This is a genomic window from Aestuariimicrobium ganziense, from assembly GCF_015352975.1.
Classification (GTDB): domain Bacteria; phylum Actinomycetota; class Actinomycetes; order Propionibacteriales; family Propionibacteriaceae; genus Aestuariimicrobium; species Aestuariimicrobium ganziense.
Genome location: NZ_JACYIZ010000002.1, coordinates 168060 through 182828, shown reverse-complemented (window position 1 = coordinate 182828; position 14769 = coordinate 168060). Strand labels below are relative to the sequence as shown.

At 68.7% G+C, this 14769-nt stretch carries 12 protein-coding genes; 6 read left to right on the top strand and 6 right to left on the bottom strand.

Going from position 1 to position 14769, the window contains the following annotated elements; translation table 11 throughout:
• The first annotated feature begins 36 nt into the window (after window positions 1-36).
• Window positions 37-1029, top strand: a complete 993-nt coding sequence (gene holA, locus IE660_RS04510) for a DNA polymerase III subunit delta (RefSeq protein ID WP_203567151.1) — start codon at window positions 37-39, stop codon at window positions 1027-1029.
• A gap of 114 nt (window positions 1030-1143) precedes the next feature.
• Here the strand turns inward: holA and rpsT are convergent, their stop codons facing one another.
• Window positions 1144-1410, bottom strand: a complete 267-nt coding sequence (gene rpsT / locus IE660_RS04505; RefSeq protein ID WP_203567150.1) for a 30S ribosomal protein S20 — start codon at window positions 1408-1410, stop codon at window positions 1144-1146.
• A 241-nt stretch (window positions 1411-1651) separates the two neighbouring features.
• Between rpsT and lepA the strand changes: the two genes are divergently transcribed.
• Window positions 1652-3490: a translation elongation factor 4 gene (gene lepA / locus IE660_RS04500; protein WP_203567149.1), complete on the top strand. Its 1839-nt coding sequence runs from the start codon at window positions 1652-1654 to the stop codon at window positions 3488-3490.
• Between the two features lie 45 nt (window positions 3491-3535).
• Window positions 3536-3955 carry a hypothetical protein gene (locus IE660_RS04495; RefSeq protein ID WP_203567148.1) on the top strand — a complete coding sequence of 140 codons (420 nt, stop codon included), beginning with the start codon at window positions 3536-3538 and terminating at the stop codon, window positions 3953-3955.
• 6 nt (window positions 3956-3961) lie between these two features.
• Here IE660_RS04495 and IE660_RS04490 read toward each other — a convergent pair whose 3' ends face one another.
• Genes IE660_RS04490 through IE660_RS04480 form a run of 3 tightly spaced genes read right to left on the bottom strand, consistent with a single transcriptional unit; the run spans window position 3962 to window position 7109 of the window.
• Entirely contained in the window at window positions 3962-4801 is an 840-nt protein-coding gene (locus IE660_RS04490) for a carbohydrate ABC transporter permease (RefSeq protein WP_235997027.1), read from the bottom strand.
• Entirely contained in the window at window positions 4798-5784 is a 987-nt protein-coding gene (locus tag IE660_RS04485) for a carbohydrate ABC transporter permease (RefSeq protein ID WP_407928993.1), read from the bottom strand. The genes IE660_RS04490 and IE660_RS04485 overlap by 4 nt, the downstream gene beginning before the upstream one ends.
• Before the next feature lie 11 nt (window positions 5785-5795).
• A complete protein-coding gene (locus IE660_RS04480) occupies window positions 5796-7109 on the bottom strand; it encodes an ABC transporter substrate-binding protein (protein ID WP_203567147.1) in 1314 nt (437 codons plus the stop codon).
• Window positions 7110-7167: 58 nt separating this feature from the next.
• Between IE660_RS04480 and hemW the strand changes: the two genes are divergently transcribed.
• The 3 genes from hemW (at window position 7168) to IE660_RS04465 (ending at window position 10672) form a co-directional block, all read left to right on the top strand.
• Complete coding sequence (hemW, locus tag IE660_RS04475; RefSeq protein ID WP_203567146.1) at window positions 7168-8385, top strand: radical SAM family heme chaperone HemW; 1218 nt, start codon at window positions 7168-7170, stop codon at window positions 8383-8385.
• 99 nt (window positions 8386-8484) lie between these two features.
• Window positions 8485-8910 carry a GNAT family N-acetyltransferase gene (locus IE660_RS04470; RefSeq protein ID WP_203567145.1) on the top strand — a complete coding sequence of 142 codons (426 nt, stop codon included), beginning with the start codon at window positions 8485-8487 and terminating at the stop codon, window positions 8908-8910.
• Window positions 8911-9001: 91 nt separating this feature from the next.
• Window positions 9002-10672, top strand: coding sequence for a DUF222 domain-containing protein (locus IE660_RS04465; protein ID WP_203567144.1), 1671 nt, complete (start codon window positions 9002-9004; stop codon window positions 10670-10672).
• Here the strand turns inward: IE660_RS04465 and IE660_RS04460 are convergent.
• Together IE660_RS04460 and IE660_RS04455 are read right to left on the bottom strand one after the other, a co-directional pair.
• Complete coding sequence (locus IE660_RS04460; protein WP_203567143.1) at window positions 10638-11216, bottom strand: GNAT family N-acetyltransferase; 579 nt, start codon at window positions 11214-11216, stop codon at window positions 10638-10640. The two genes, IE660_RS04465 and IE660_RS04460, sit on opposite strands and share 35 nt — an antisense overlap.
• 4 nt (window positions 11217-11220) lie before the next feature.
• On the bottom strand, window positions 11221-14760 hold the full coding sequence (locus IE660_RS04455; RefSeq protein WP_203567142.1) for an ATP-binding cassette domain-containing protein: 3540 nt from the start codon (window positions 14758-14760) through the stop codon (window positions 11221-11223).
• Window positions 14761-14769: the final 9 nt, after the last annotated feature.

Here is a 14769-nt window from a genome sequence, read left to right as displayed (position 1 = left end):
CGACGTTCGTCAGTCGCGGCTGGCAGACTGCTCGACATGAGCCCCGCCAGCCCGTCCCGAGTAGGTCTCGGCAGCGCGCTGCTCGTGGCCGGTGCCGAGTCGCTGTTCGCCGAGCGGGCCGTCGCGCACCGTCTGGCACAGGTGCTCAAGCAGGCACCCGATGTCGAGGTGCACCAGATGCAGGCCGCCGAGCTCACCGCCGGACAGTTCACCGAACTGATCGGGGGGTCGCTGTTCAGCAGTCGCTCGGCAGTGGTGCTGCACGACGTCTCCGGGCTCGACCAGAACCTGTTCGACCTCGTGGCCGGGGCAGCGATCAGTCCGGCCGAGGACGTCGCGCTGATCCTCGTCCACCCCGGCGGGGTCAAGGGCAAGGGGCTGCTCGACCGGCTGGCCAAGGGCAAGGTCGAGAAGTTCGACGCCAGCCCGGTCAAGACCTGGGAGCTGGGCAAGTTCGTCGCGGACGAGGCGTCGCGCCAGCACGTCGTCCTCGACGAACGGGCTGGTCAGGCGCTGGTCAACGCGATCGGATCCGACGTGCGGGCTCTGGCCGCTGCCGTCGGCCAGTTGGGGGCTGACCAGGCAGGTGAACCGGTCACGGCCGACGTGGTCGCCCGCTACTTCGGGGGACGAGCCGAGGTCTCGAGCTTCGCCGTGGCCGACGACGTGATGGGCGGGCACCCGGCCCAGGCACTCGAGAAGCTGCGCTGGGCCCTGGAGACCGGGGTCTCACCGGTGCTGGTCACCTCGGCGTTGGCCGGGTCGCTGCGTTCGTTGGGCAAGTATCTCGACCTGCAGTCGCGGCGGATCTCCGATCCCGACATGGCTCGTGAGCTGGGCATCCCGCCGTGGAAGGTCAAGGACGTCAAACGCCTGGCGCGCACCTGGACCCCACAGGGTGTCGCCTCGGCGATCGCGGCAGTGGCCCGCGCCGACGCCGCGGTCAAGGGCGCTGCGACAGATCCCGACTTCGCCCTGGAGCAGTTGCTGTTGGCGATCGACGCCGCACGGCGCGGTCCGCGGGGCTGAGCCGCGGTCGTCCGACCAGATCAGGACGCAGACCGGGGAACGCAGAACAGCGCCCCCGATCACCCAGTGGATCGAGGACGCTGGTCACAGGTACCGGGCACAGCCCGGTGAAGTTCAGGAGCCGAGCTTGGCGGCAGCCGACGCGATCGACGACTTGCGGTTGGCGGCCTGGTTGGCGTGGATGACGCCCTTGCTGACGGCCTTGTCGAGCTGGCGGTTCGCGACCTGGGCGAGCTGCGTGGCCTTCTCGGTGTCGCCCGCCTCGACGGCCTCACGGAAACGACGCACGTGGGTGCGGAGGGCCGACTTGACGGCCTTGTTGCGCTGACGGGACTTCTCGTTCGTCTTGATGCGCTTCATCTGCGACTTGATGTTCGCCACGGGGCAAGCTCCAACTGGGTAGTAACGTCTCTGGGTGGTCGGCCGCCCGCATTCAGCGCGCTGGCGCGACCACTCACACTATCAGCGGCACTCCGGCAGGCCCAAATCCCCTCGGCTCGCCCCGACCGTCACGGGTTCGTCGGTGACGGGGCCCTCGTGAGACAATGGCATGTCTCGCGCGTGCCGGTGCCGCACCGACGTGCGATCCTCGTCCAGACGCCCCTCGTCCAGCAAGGAACACATGCCCGTCGCCCCGGAGCCCGGACGCACCGATCCGCACGTCATCCGCAACTTCTGCATCATCGCCCACATCGACCACGGCAAGTCGACGCTGGCCGACCGGATGCTGCAGTTGACCGAGGTGGTCGACGCCCGCACCATGCGCGCCCAGTACCTCGACCGGATGGACATCGAGCGCGAACGCGGCATCACCATCAAGTCCCAGGCCGTGCGCATGCCGTGGACCGTCGAGGGCACCACCCACGTGCTCAACATGATCGACACCCCCGGCCACGTCGACTTCACCTACGAGGTCAGCCGCTCGCTGGCGGCCTGCGAGGGTGCGGTGCTGCTGGTCGACGCCGCCCAAGGCATCGAGGCCCAGACCCTGGCCAACCTCTACTTGGCGCTCGAGGCCGACCTGCACATCATCCCGGTGCTCAACAAGATCGACCTGCCCAGCGCCCAGCCCGAGAAGTACGCCGCCGAGCTGGCCCACATCATCGGCTGCGATCCCTCCGACGTGCTCAAGGTCTCGGCCAAGACCGGCGAGGGAGTGCGCGAACTGCTCGACGCGATCGTCGAACAGGTGCCGGCTCCGGTCGGTGAGCTCGACGCCCCGCCGCGTGCGTTGATCTTCGACTCGGTCTATGACACCTACCGCGGCGTGGTCACCTATGTACGGGTTGTCGACGGCGAACTCAGCCACCGTGAACGCATCCTGATGATGTCGACCAAGGCCACCCACGAGGTGCTCGAGGTGGGCGTGATCTCACCCGAACCGACCAAGGCCCAGGGCCTGGGCGTCGGCGAGGTGGGCTACCTGATCACCGGGGTGAAGGACGTGCGCCAGTCCCGGGTGGGTGACACCGTCACTGTCTCGACCCGACCGGCAGCGCACTCGCTGGGGGGCTACCGCCACCCCAATCCGATGGTCTACGCCGGGCTCTACCCGATCGACGGGGACGACTTCGGCGAACTGCGCGAGGCGCTGGAGAAGCTGCAGCTCAACGACGCCGCACTCACCTACGAGCCCGAGACCTCGGCCGCGCTCGGTTTCGGCTTCCGGATCGGTTTCCTGGGTCTGCTGCACATGGAGATCACCCGCGAGCGCCTCGAGCAGGAGTTCAACCTCGACCTGATCTCGACGGCTCCGAACGTGGTCTACCAGGTGGTGATGGAGGACGGCACCAGGCACACCGTCACCAATCCCTCGGAGTACCCCGAGGGCAAGATCGCCGAGGTGCACGAGCCGATGGTCAAGGCCACCATCCTGGCCCCGGCCGAGTACATCGGGACGATCCTGGAGCTGTGCCAGACCCGCCGAGGCATCCAGAAGGGCATGGACTACCTCAGCGAGGACCGCGTCGAGATCGGCTACGAGCTGCCCCTGGCCGAGATCGTGTTCGACTTCTTCGACGCGCTGAAGTCGCGCACCAAGGGCTACGCCTCACTCGACTACGAGCCCATCGGTGACGCCGTCGCCGACCTGGTCAAGGTCGACATCCTGCTGCACGGTGACCCGGTCGATGCCTTCAGCGCCATCGTCCACAAGGACAAGGCCTACAGCTACGGCCTGGCGATGGCCGGCAAGCTCAAGGAACTGATCCCGCGCCAGCAGTTCGAGGTGCCCATCCAGGCCGCCATCGGCGCCCGCGTGATCGCCCGAGAGACCATTCGCGCCATGCGCAAGGACGTGCTCGCCAAGTGCTACGGCGGTGACATCAGCCGCAAGCGCAAGCTGCTGGAGAAGCAGAAGGAGGGCAAGAAGCGAATGAAGATGGTCGGCCGCGTCGAAGTGCCCCAAGAGGCGTTCGTCGCCGCCCTGCAGACCGGTGAGGGCAGCTCGAAGAGCAAGTGACCAGATCTGGGCGCGAGGGTGGTGATGGGCCCTACGCTGGGGTCCATGGACGAGTCCACCCCCTGCGTTGAACTGTCCAAGGACGACCTCGCCGTCGTGCGCACCGGTGTCTTCGGACTGCTCGCCGCCCTCGGTGCGGCTGGCGACTCCGGCCTGGCCGGAGGACTGCGCGAGGTGAGCACCGGCTCCGACGCCTTCGAGGCGCTCCCGGTCGCGCTGCGCGATGCCTTGGGCGACAGCCCGTCGTCCGTGGCTTGGGGGGAGCCGCCAGAAGACCTCGAAGCGGTCATCGAGGCCGCCCGCGAGGTGGTGGCCCGCAAACTGCCGGACCAGACCGCCGCCTTCGACGCCGCGCTGCTCTACGCCGCCGTGCGGGTGGCTGATGCTGCTCAGGGCACCAGTGACTCCGAGGAGGCCGTCATCGACCGTCTGCGCCAGCAGTTGGGCGTCGACCCGAGCAGCTGAGCGCGCTCACTTGATGCCCGAGGTCTCGACCCCCTGCACCAGGAAGCGCTGCAGGAACAGGAAGACCAGCACCACGGGCACGATCGCCACCAGCGCACCCGCGAACAGTTCGGGGTACTTCACCCCTTGTGAGGTCATGAACTGGCTGAGCACGATCTGAATGGTGGGGGTCTGGCTGCGGCTGATCAGCAGTGGCCACAGGAACGCGTTCCACGACCCGATGAAGGTGATCGTGCCGACGGCACCGATGATGCCCATCGAGTTGGGCACCACGACTCGCCAGAAGGTCGTCCACGGGTTGGCGCCGTCGATCGCGGCGGCCTCCTCGAGTTCGCGCGGGAAGTTGAGGAAGGTTTGGCGGAACAGGTAGGTGGCGAAGGCCGAGAACATCACCGGGATGACCAGGCCGCGGATCGAGTCGATCCAGCCGAACTGGGCGGTCATCACGAAGGTGGGCAGGAAGGTCACTGCGGCCGGCACCATCAGCGTGAACAGCGTCAGGCTGGTGAGGATCTTGCCGACCACGTTGTCGAGCCGCGACAGGGCGTAGCCGGCGAGCAGCGCCACGAACACGGTCAGCGAGGTCTGCAGCACCGAGACCACCGCCGAGTTGCCCAGCGCCTTGAGGATGCCCAGTTGCTCGTCGGCGAACAGCCGCTGCAGCACCGAGAAGTCGAACTTCTCGGGAATCCACTGCCAGCGCGCCGCGACGATCGTGGAGTTGTCGCTGAAGGCGTTTCGGACGATGACGTAGAACGGCAGCAGGAAGAAGACCGCGAGGACGACCAGCACCACGTACCGCAGCCCGATCAGGCCGCGGTCACGCTTGGACTGCACCATGCTCATCGGCGCTCCTTGCGTTCACTGCGGTTGACCAGCCAGGTCTGCGCCAGCCCGAACAGCACGATCAGGCCGGTGACGATGATCGTGCCCGCACCACCCAGGCCGAGGTCCTGCTGGCTGCCACCCAGGCTGATCAGGTACAGGTGAACCAGCGGCGGCCGGGCGAAGTTGGGGTAGGTGCCGATGCCGCCGAACAGGTTGAGGAACTCGTCGAAGGCCTGGAATGCGCCGATCAGCAGCAGCATCAGCACCGCGACGGTGGTGGTGCGCAACTGCGGCAGGGTGACGTACAGCAGCCGCTTCCAGCCGGTGGCCCCGTCGATCGCGGCCGCCTCGTAGGTCTCGAACGGGATCCGGTTGAGCCCGGCGATGATCAGGATCATGTAGAAGCCGACCTGCAGCCACAGCCGCAGCGAGATGACCACGAACCAGTACCAGTAGTTGTCGCCGCCCAGCAGCCAGGCCTTGTTCTCACCGCCGAACTGGCGAAGCATCGAGTTGGCCAGGCCGAACCGGGCGCCGTTGAAGAACGACAGCCGCCACACCATCGCGGCGACCACGTACGAGACCGCCGTCGGGATGAAGAACACCGAGCGGAAGAAGGCCTGGCCCCAGCGCACCCCGTTGAGCAGCAGCGCGAGCCCCAGCGAGCACACGTAGGTCACCGGCACGATGAACAGCGCGAAGATCATGAAGGTGACCAGCGAACTGCGGAAGATCGGGTCACTCAGCAGGTAGGTGTAGTTGTCGAGCCCGACGAACTTGGTGGGACGAATCGTCGCCCGCGCCTCGAAGAAGCTGAGGTAGGTGCTCCAGCCGATCGGGATGTAGACGAAGACCAGCAGGCCGATGATGAACGGGGCCGCGAACGCGGCGTACCACAGGTTGCGTCCCTGCGGTCCGCGCATTCGGCGCCACAGTGAGGGCGTGCGACCGGCGGGGGACGAGGCGCTCGTCCCCCGCACGGTCGCGGAGCCCTGGCTCATGGCGTGCTGGCTCAGCCCTTGAGGCGCTTGAGCTCAGCGGCCACCTTGTCGGCGAAGCCCTTGAAGGCCTCGGCCGGGTCGACGCCCTTGGTGATCGCGTTCGACAGCGCGGCGCCGTAGGCCTCGCCGAGCGCACCCGACCACATGATGTCGTTGGTGAAGCCGCTCTCGGCGACGAACTTCGCCGCGTCGGCACCGGCACCGTCGGCCAGCTTGGTGGCCTTGGGAACCAGCGCGGTCTTGCTGGGGATGTGGGTGCCGTAGGAGTCGGCGAAGTCGATCTGCTTCTCCTCCTGGTCGATCCACAGCCACTTGACGAAGGCCTTGGCGGCCTCGACGTTCTTGCCCTTGGCGGCCACGCAGGCCCCGAAGGCACCGAACGGCACCGCCGGGCGTCCCTTGGCTCCCATCGCCGGGAAGGGGAGCACGCCGAAGTCGTCGCCCAGCTTGGCCTTGATGTCGGTGACCGACCACAGGCCACCCCACTGCATCGCGGTCTCGCCGTCGGCGAACGGGGTGCCGTCGTACCACTCCTTGGAGGCTGACTTCAGCAGGCCCTTGCCGTTCTTGTAGAAGTCGGCGTAGGCCTTGACCGCGTCGTAGAACTCGGGGGTGAGGAAGGCCCCCTTGGTGCGGCCCTCGTCCAACTGCTCGTGGCCCGAAGCCCAGATGAACATGGTGCCGAGCACGCCCAGACCACCGTCGTTGCCGGCGAAGAAGCCGCCCATGTCACCGGTGGCGACCGCGTTGGCGACGTCGACCAGTTCGGCGAAGGTCTTCGGGGGCTGCTTGCCGGCCTTCTCCAGGGCGCTCTTGCGGTAGTAGAGCAGCTGCATGTCGACGACCTGCGGAATGCCGTAGATCTTGCCGTCGTAGGTGAAGCGCTTGACCACGGCCGGGTTGAACTGGTCCTTGACCGGGTCGAAGATGTCGTTCAGCTCGGCCAGCTGGCCGGCCTGGATCATGTCGAGCGAGCCACCCTGCTCAACCTCGAAGACATCGGGGAAGTCGTTGGTCAGCAGCGCCGCCGAGAGCTTCTTGCCGTAGTCGCCGGGGTTCCAGGTGACGGTCACCTTGGCATCGGTGTACTCGGCCGCGTACTTCTCGACGGCCTCCTTCACGCCCGCCTCGCCGTACTCGTGGTACCACTGCTGCAGGGTGACGTTGGAGGCCTGGCTGCTGGCCCCGGTGGCGCTGCCCGAGGTCGCCGCGGTGGGGGAGGTCGTGGTGCCGACCCCGCCGGAGTTGTCGCCGCAGGCGCTGACGGTGGCAGCCGCGGCGATGCCGCCAGCGGCGGCGAAGAGATGACGACGTGAGAGATTCATGGGCACACCATAGGACTGCCGGGAATCACCCGCCACCACTGCACCTAGTCTGGACGCCATGGCTGGTGCGCAACCTGACGGCGAGGCGGTCCCGGACGACGGGAGTCTGCCCCTGGCTGCGCTCGACGGCGTGGGCAGCGTTGCGCTGTCGGCGTACCTGCACGTGCCGTTCTGCACCAGCCGGTGCGGCTACTGCGACTTCAACACCTACACCCCCTCCGAACTCGGCGGGCTGACCATCGACGACCACCTGGTCGCCACCCATCGAGAGATCGACCTGGCCGCGCGGGTGCTGGGGGACGAGGCCCTGACACTGTCGACGGTCTTCGTCGGTGGTGGCACGCCGTCGCTGCTCACCGCGGCCCAGTTCGGTGAACTGCTCGACCACCTGCGCTCGTCCTTCGGGCTCGCCGGTGACGCCGAGGTGACCACCGAGGCGAACCCCGAGTCGACCACGCCGGCACTGCTCGACGGTCTGCTCGAGGTGGGGGTGAACCGGCTCAGCCTGGGTATGCAGTCGGCTCGTCCCCACGTGCTGGCCGTGCTCGACCGCAAGCACACGCCGGGACGAGCACTCGAGGTCGTCGACCAGGCACGAACAGCCGGCTTCGACGACATCTCGCTCGACCTGATCATGGGGACGCCGGGGGAGTCGATCGACGACTGGCGGGCCTCTCTCGACCAGGCGCTCTCGGTCGAGCCCGATCACCTGTCGTGCTACTCGCTGATCGTCGAGGAGGGAACACGGCTGGCGGCGCGGATCCGACGCGGTGAGGTGGTCTGGCCCAGCGACGACGACCACGCCGACAAGTACCTGCTGACCGAGCAGGTGCTGACCGACGCAGGGTTCGTCAACTACGAGGTGAGCAACTGGGCCCGTCCCCGCGATGGCCACCCGCACCGCTCTCGACACAACCTGGCCTACTGGCAGGGCCACCACTGGTGGGGCTTCGGCCCTGGTGCCCACTCCCACGTGGGCGGAGTGCGGTGGTGGAACCACAAGCATCCCCGTCGCTACGGCGCAGCGCTCGCCGAGGGGCGAACGCCCGGCGCCGGGCGCGAGGTGCTGGACGACGAGCAGCGCCGGGTCGAACGGGTGCTGCTCGAACTCCGGTTGGCCGACGGGCTGCCGCTGTCGGTGCTCACCGAGACCGAGCGGGAGCGAGTCGGTGACCCGGCGGACCGGGGTCTGGCCGTGGTGAGCGACGACCGCCTGGTGCTCACCCTTCGGGGACGGTTGCTCGCCGATGCCGTCATCCGCGACCTGTTGGACTGATGGTCACCATCGAGCAGTATCGGGCTGACCCCGGACGAAGCGCAGCCACCGCCTGGTGGAAGACCGCGTGGCCGGTGGCCGGTGCCTGACGGTGTGTGGGTGGTGCACGCTGCCGACGGCTGCCGCGTGGGCGATCCCGAGCCGGCGATCGTCGCCCAGATCGCTGCCTCCTACGACGACATGGCTGTCGACGCCGACGAGGTGGGCCGGTGGCGGACTCGTCAGGTGGCTGCGCCGCAGTTGTGGATCGGCGCCGTCGACCCCGCCGGCGGCCTGGTGGGGTCGGTGATCGCCGAGTTCGATGCCGCGGTCGGGGAGGTGGCGCTCGAGTGGGTGCAGGTGCTCACCTCACAGCGCGGACGAGGAGTCGGCCGCGCCCTGGTGTGCGCCGCGCTGGCACGGGCGAAGGAGGCGGGAGCCGGGTTCGCGACGGTCTCGGGACGAGTCGAGGACGTCGGCCCTGAGAGGCTCTGTCGAGCCTGCGGATTCAGCGGTGACGACGTCTGGCACGTGTACAGTTCCTGACCCCGCAACAGCGTTGTGACAAGCATCATCACTTGTCCACGGGGGTCAATCAACCATTGCCTATCGAACAAGGGATCGATAGAATCGAGGCATGCTCGACACCTCGAACCCGGCACTGACGCCGGCCCAGCGCGACAGCCTCGCGCTGCTCGACGGTGTCACCACCGCACGGGCGGCGGTGCATGCCGCCGAGGTCGAGGAGGTGGAGCTGGTGGCCGCATTCGCAGCCACCTACCGCGCCAGCGGTGCGGCCCATCGGCCCGTGCTCTCGGTGGTCGACGAACGGCTCGTGGCACTGGCCGGCGACGGGGCACCGCTGGTGTCGAGCTACGCAGGGCTCGAGCTGGGCGCCTTCCTCAACGTGCACGAGGGTCATGCTGACCACCAGATGCGCCAAGCCCTGGAGCTCGTCCACCGGCTGCCGAAGACCTGGTCGTTGTGCCAGCAGGGTCGAATCATGGTCTGGGTGGCCCGCAAGGTGGCCGACCAGACCCGCGTGCTCACGGCTGCCCAGGCCGAGTGGTTCGACCAGCGGTTCGCCCGGTTGGCCGGGCGGCTGCCGTCAGGACGCCAACTCACCCTGGCCGAGGCTCTGGTGATCGATGCTGACCCCGATGGCGCCTCACGTCGCGCCGAACAGGCAGCGCAGGATCGCTTCGTCAGCGTGCGGGTGCTGCCCGATGGTGCCGCTGGCTTGGCGGCTCGGCTCGATGTGCTCGACGCCCACCAGTTCGATGCCATGGCCGACCGGATCGCCGACATCCTGCGACAGCAGGGCGCCTGCGGCTCGAAGCAGGTACTGCGTGCCAAGGCCGTGGGGGTGCTCGCCAGTCCCGCCCGGGCGCTGGCCCTGCAGCAGCGGGCCCTGCAGCCGGCGCTTGATGACGAAGCCCTGGCCGCGATCGATCCCGAGTTGGTTGCCGGTCTGGCCGATCTGGTCCGCCAGATGGAGCTCACGCCGGCCCGGCCCGACGCCATGCCGGCACCGACAGACCTGCCCGCGCCCGAAGCACCGGATGACCTCGCACCCCCTGAGCGCCCGATCGACCCGTTCGACGCCGACGATGCAGCTCGGCAGGTCCGTGAGTCCGGCGCCCAGGTGTGGCGACCGGCGTGGTGGTGGGCCGACGACGCCCTCGACCCCGATCCACCACCGCCCGACCTCCCACCGCTCGACCCTCCAACGCTCGACCCACAGGGCATCCGTTGCGCCGGCCACACCTGTGGCCAGGTCACCGTGCCTGCCAACAAGCTGCTGCCTCGGGTGCGGTTGGTGGTGCACGTGTCGCAGGCCACCGCCGAGGAGGTGCGGGGAGTCGCCCGTGTCGAGGGCCACGGGCCCATGTCGTTCGAGACGTTGGTCGAGCAGCTCGGGGGAGAGGCTCGGGTCACGATCGTGCCCACTGTCGATCTCAACCAGGTGCCCAGCGTCGACCGCTACGAGATCCCGGCGCTCACCCGCGATGCCGTGCTGCAGCGTGACCTCTTCGCGGCGTTCCCGGGCAGCTCCTTCCGCTCAGCCCACCTCGACCTCGACCACACCGTGCCGTGGCGCTCCTGCACTGCTGGAGCCACCCGGCCCGCCGGTCTGGGTCCGCTGGGGCGTCGCCAGCACTGCGCCAAGACGGCACGGTTGTGGCACGTCCAGCAGCCGCTGCCCGGTCACTACCTGTGGACGAGTCCGCTCGGTCTGGTCTACATGGTCACGCCGAGCGGGGCCGCCCGGGTCAGGGTGCCGATCGCTGCTGATCCGGATCGCTGACCTGGCGGGCGCGCCACTCGTCCGCACTCATCGCGCAGACCAGGTTGTCGTCCCAAGCGCTGCGGCACCAGTACGACTTCGGCGCCAGTGACTCCACGTGCATCCCGAGTCGCTGCAGTAGACGCTTCGACCGCTCGTTCTCGGGAGAGAGTTGGGCGAAGATGCGGTGGCAGCCGAGGCGCTCGACCAGGTCCTCGACCACGGCCGACGCGGCCTCGTGGGCGTAGCCCTTGCCCTGGTGCTCGGTGCGCAGGGTGAAGCCGATCTCGGCGACGCCGCCGTGCTCGTCGAGGGCCACGTACAGGTCACCGACCAGCTCACCGTCGAGTTCGATCCCGATCTGACGTGGCTCGCCGGGTTCGATGTCGGTCCAGTCCGACTGTCGGGCGACATGAGACTCCACCCGTTCCCGGGTGACCGGCAGGTCCCAGTCCTGCAGTGCAGCGACCTCGGGGTCGTTGCGGTAGGCGATGATCACCTCGATGTCGTCGTCACGCAGTGGACGCAGGACGAGCCGTTCGGTTCGCATCGGATAGGCAGGCATGTCGTCAGCCGGCCAGGTGCGACCAGTCGGACGACAGCTCGTCCCACGTGCCCTGCGCCACGACCCGGCCGTCGACCAGCACGATCACCCGGTCGGCCTGGGCCAGGGCTGCCCTCTTCGAGGTGGCGCCCACCACGGTGGCGTTGCGCTTGCGCAGCGCGTCCCACAGTTCGATCTCGGTCTTGGCGTCAAGAGCACTCGACACGTCGTCGGCCAGCAGCAGTTCAGCCTCGGCCGCCAGTGCCCGGGCCAGCGCCAGCCGCTGCACCTGACCACCCGACAACCGCACCCCGCGGTGCCCGACCATGGCGGCAGGGCCACCCGCGTCGTCCACGTCAACCTGCAGCCGCGCATCAGACACCGGGGCGTCGAAGGCGCGTGTGAAGCCCAACTGCACGTTGTCGGCGAAGCTGCCCGACATCACCCGCGGCACCTGGGCCACGTAGGCGACCTGTCCGGGGCGCATGAACAACTCGGCGTCACTGACCACCTCGCCGTTCCACAACACCTCGCCCTCGTAGTCGATCAGCCCGGCCAAGGTGCGCAGCAGGCTCGACTTGCCCGACCCCACCTGGCCCAGCAGCAGCACCAACTCGCCACGGTCGACGGTGAGCGAGACGTCCTCCACACCGACCGTGCCGTCCTCGTGCACCGCGGTCACCCCGCGTGCGACCAACTGTTGCAGCGGCACCTTGCGCACCTCGGGTGCGGCAGGCGCCTGTCCGGTCTCGAGGTCGACACCCGGTGGCAGCGTCATCATGTCGACACCGCCGGCCATCCGGCTGGTGGCCTGCTGCCACGACTTGGTGCCGGGCGCCTCGGTGACCACCGAACCGGCGACGCGTCCGAACCACTCGAAGCCGTTGAGGGCATTGACCACCAGCAACGCAGTCGCCAGACCCCACCAGCCCTCGACGACGGCGGCCCAGACGAAGACCACGGCGATCTTGATCATCACCACCGGCACCGAGTCGAGCACGGCCTGCACGTGGTGCTCTCGCACCGCGGCGTCGACGCGTCCGGAGTCGACCTTGAGCAGGTAGCGGTGCACCTCAGGTGTGCGTCCGGCCAACTTGACCGTGCGGGCCGACTCCAGGGCCGACACCAACGTGCGTCCGAAGGTGGCGCGCATCGCCGAGGCCTTGGTCGCGGTACGTCCGGCGATCGGACGACCAATGGTCGCTGTGGTGGTGGCAGCCACGATCACTGCGAACATGACCAAGCCGGCCAGCGGGTTCGAGGCCGCGATGGTGGTGACGAGCACCACGATCAGGCCGTTGATGAAGTCGACCCAGCGGTCGGCGTAGCGGGCGTAACGGTCGGCGTCCATGGCGCGTGCGACGACCTCGCCGGCGGGCACCTTCTCCAGGCGCCGCTGGGCGGTCTGGCCGACCAGCACCGACAGCCGAACCCGCAGCAGCACTTCCACCCACCACCGCGGGTAGCGGGCGATCGCCTCAGCCAGCATCAGGGGAGCGGCGAGCACCGACACCACCACCGCGGCCACCCACCACCACGGACGTTCGCCCTTGGCCACCGCGTCGACCGCGTGGCCCCACGCGAAGCCGGTCAGCGCACCAGCGGCACCCGTCAGCGAGACGCCGAGGAACAGCAACACCGCGAACAGGCCCCAGCCTGGGCGCACCTTGAGCACCGAGATCATGCCCTTGGCCAGCGACGGTCCGGTGCCGGTCTCGGAGCGCTGCAGCACCTCGCGCCTGCGCCTGACCGATCCGACCGCCTCAGCCGAGGCTCGCTCGGGGGCGGGCTCAGCCGGGTTGACGTCGGCGACACCGGCGATCTCTTCAGCGCTCGCCGAACGCAGCAACTCGCGGTAGGCGCCCTCGGTGCGGGCCAGGGTGCGCCGCGGTCCGAACTGGACGACCTGCCCGTGCGACATCACCGCGACCAGGTCGGCGCGGCCGATGGTCGACAACCGGTGGGCCACCAGCACTCCAGTGCGGCCGCGCAGCAACCGGTCAGAGGCCGCCACCACGCGCGCCTCGGTCAACGGGTCCATCCGAGCGGTGGCCTCGTCCAGCACGACCACGTGCACGTCACGGATCAGCAGCCGGGCAAAGGCCACCAACTGCTCCTCGCCGGCCGACAGCGTCGTGCCGCCGGGGCCGAGCACGGTGTCGAGGCCGTCGTCGAGCCCGGCCACCCAGTCGGTGAGGCCGAGTTCGTCCACGACCTGCTCGACCCGGGTGCGGGGCAGCTCGGCGAACAGGGTGATGTTGTCGGCCAGCGACCCGGCCAGGATCTCGGTGCGTTGGGTGACCACACCGACCTGGCGTCGCAACGACTGCAGGTCGAGGTCACGCACGTCGACGTCACCCAGGAACACCGAGCCTGGCGGCGGTTCGACCGCGCGAGAGATCAGCGACGCCAGCGTCGACTTGCCCGATCCGGAACGACCGACCAGCGCCAGGGTCTGGCCCGCAGGCACGGTCAGGTGCACGTCCTGCAGGGCAAAGGTGCCCTCGTCGTAGGCGAAGTGCAGGTGCTCGAAGCGCAGGTCGACGCGATCGTCCTCGAGCCTCTTGCCGCCGATCGGCTCGGGATCGAGGGCCAGCATCTGGCGCAACCGGGTGACCGCACCCAGGCCGGCCTGGATGTCGGGCATCTGTTCGGCCACGAACCCGACCACGCCGACGAACTGGGCGGTGATCAGGAACAGGGTCACCAACTGGGCGACCGAGGTCTGGCCCCGGGTGGCCATCAGCACACCGACCACGGCGACCGCCACCAGCAGCCCATTGAGCAGCAGGATGCCGCGCAGCAGGATCTTGCGTTCGAGTTCGAGCACGGCCTTGAACTTGCGGTGCACGTCGGCTGACAACTGGGCGAGCCGGCGGATCGCGAACGACTGCCCCAGGCTGGTGCGCAGGTCGTCGCGACCGGCGATGCCCTCCTCGAGGGCGGCGGCGTGGTCGGTCCAGGCCACCTCTTCGACGATCTTGCGCTGCCGGATCGGCTCGAGCAACGAGCGCATGCCCAGCCAGGTGATCACCGCGAAGACCGGGAACATGAACCACGCCGGCCACCAGGTCAGGCCGGCGATGATCCACATCGGCACCGCACCGAAGACCGCCCGCAGCACCATCCACGACTGCCAGCGCATCAGGTTGCCGACTTCGCGGGTGTCGTCATCGACCCGGTCGAGCACCTCACCGACGGCCTGCTCACCCAGTTGGGCCAAGGGCTGGTTGAGGGCAGCGCTGAGCAGGTCGCGGCGCAGCCCGCCCTCGACCCGGTCGATCTCACCGAACCACAGGTAGCGACCGGTCATGTCGAGCACTGACCCACCGACCATGGCCAGCGCGAGCCAGCGCACCAGGTCCCACGACGGCGACTCGGCGATCTGGCCGGCGAACACGTTGCCGATCACCGCCGCCACCGAACCGATCAGCAGCACGACCAGCGCCACCGTGTTCACCGGGGTGATGGCGCGGCGCCAGGTGACGGTGCGGTCGACGGTGTCGTGCTGGGTGGGGGAGTCGACGCCCGGCACGGCCGGGGCGACAGAGGTGGGAGTACTCATCAACAGCTG

Excerpts from the sequence above, each read along its gene's own strand:
- IE660_RS04465 (WP_203567144.1), top strand. The coding sequence starts at position 9,002 with ATGCTCGACACCTCGAACCCGGCACTGACGCCGGCCCAGCGCGACAGC.
- IE660_RS04455 (WP_203567142.1), bottom strand. The coding sequence starts at position 14,760 with ATGAGTACTCCCACCTCTGTCGCCCCGGCCGTGCCGGGCGTCGACTCC.
- hemW (WP_203567146.1), top strand. The coding sequence starts at position 7,168 with ATGGCTGGTGCGCAACCTGACGGCGAGGCGGTCCCGGACGACGGGAGT.
- holA (WP_203567151.1), top strand. The coding sequence starts at position 37 with ATGAGCCCCGCCAGCCCGTCCCGAGTAGGTCTCGGCAGCGCGCTGCTC.
- lepA (WP_203567149.1), top strand. The coding sequence starts at position 1,652 with ATGCCCGTCGCCCCGGAGCCCGGACGCACCGATCCGCACGTCATCCGC.
- IE660_RS04485 (WP_407928993.1), bottom strand. The coding sequence starts at position 5,784 with ATGAGCCAGGGCTCCGCGACCGTGCGGGGGACGAGCGCCTCGTCCCCC.
- IE660_RS04490 (WP_235997027.1), bottom strand. The coding sequence starts at position 4,801 with ATGAGCATGGTGCAGTCCAAGCGTGACCGCGGCCTGATCGGGCTGCGG.
- IE660_RS04460 (WP_203567143.1), bottom strand. The coding sequence starts at position 11,216 with ATGCCTGCCTATCCGATGCGAACCGAACGGCTCGTCCTGCGTCCACTG.
- IE660_RS04480 (WP_203567147.1), bottom strand. The coding sequence starts at position 7,109 with ATGAATCTCTCACGTCGTCATCTCTTCGCCGCCGCTGGCGGCATCGCC.
- IE660_RS04495 (WP_203567148.1), top strand. The coding sequence starts at position 3,536 with ATGGACGAGTCCACCCCCTGCGTTGAACTGTCCAAGGACGACCTCGCC.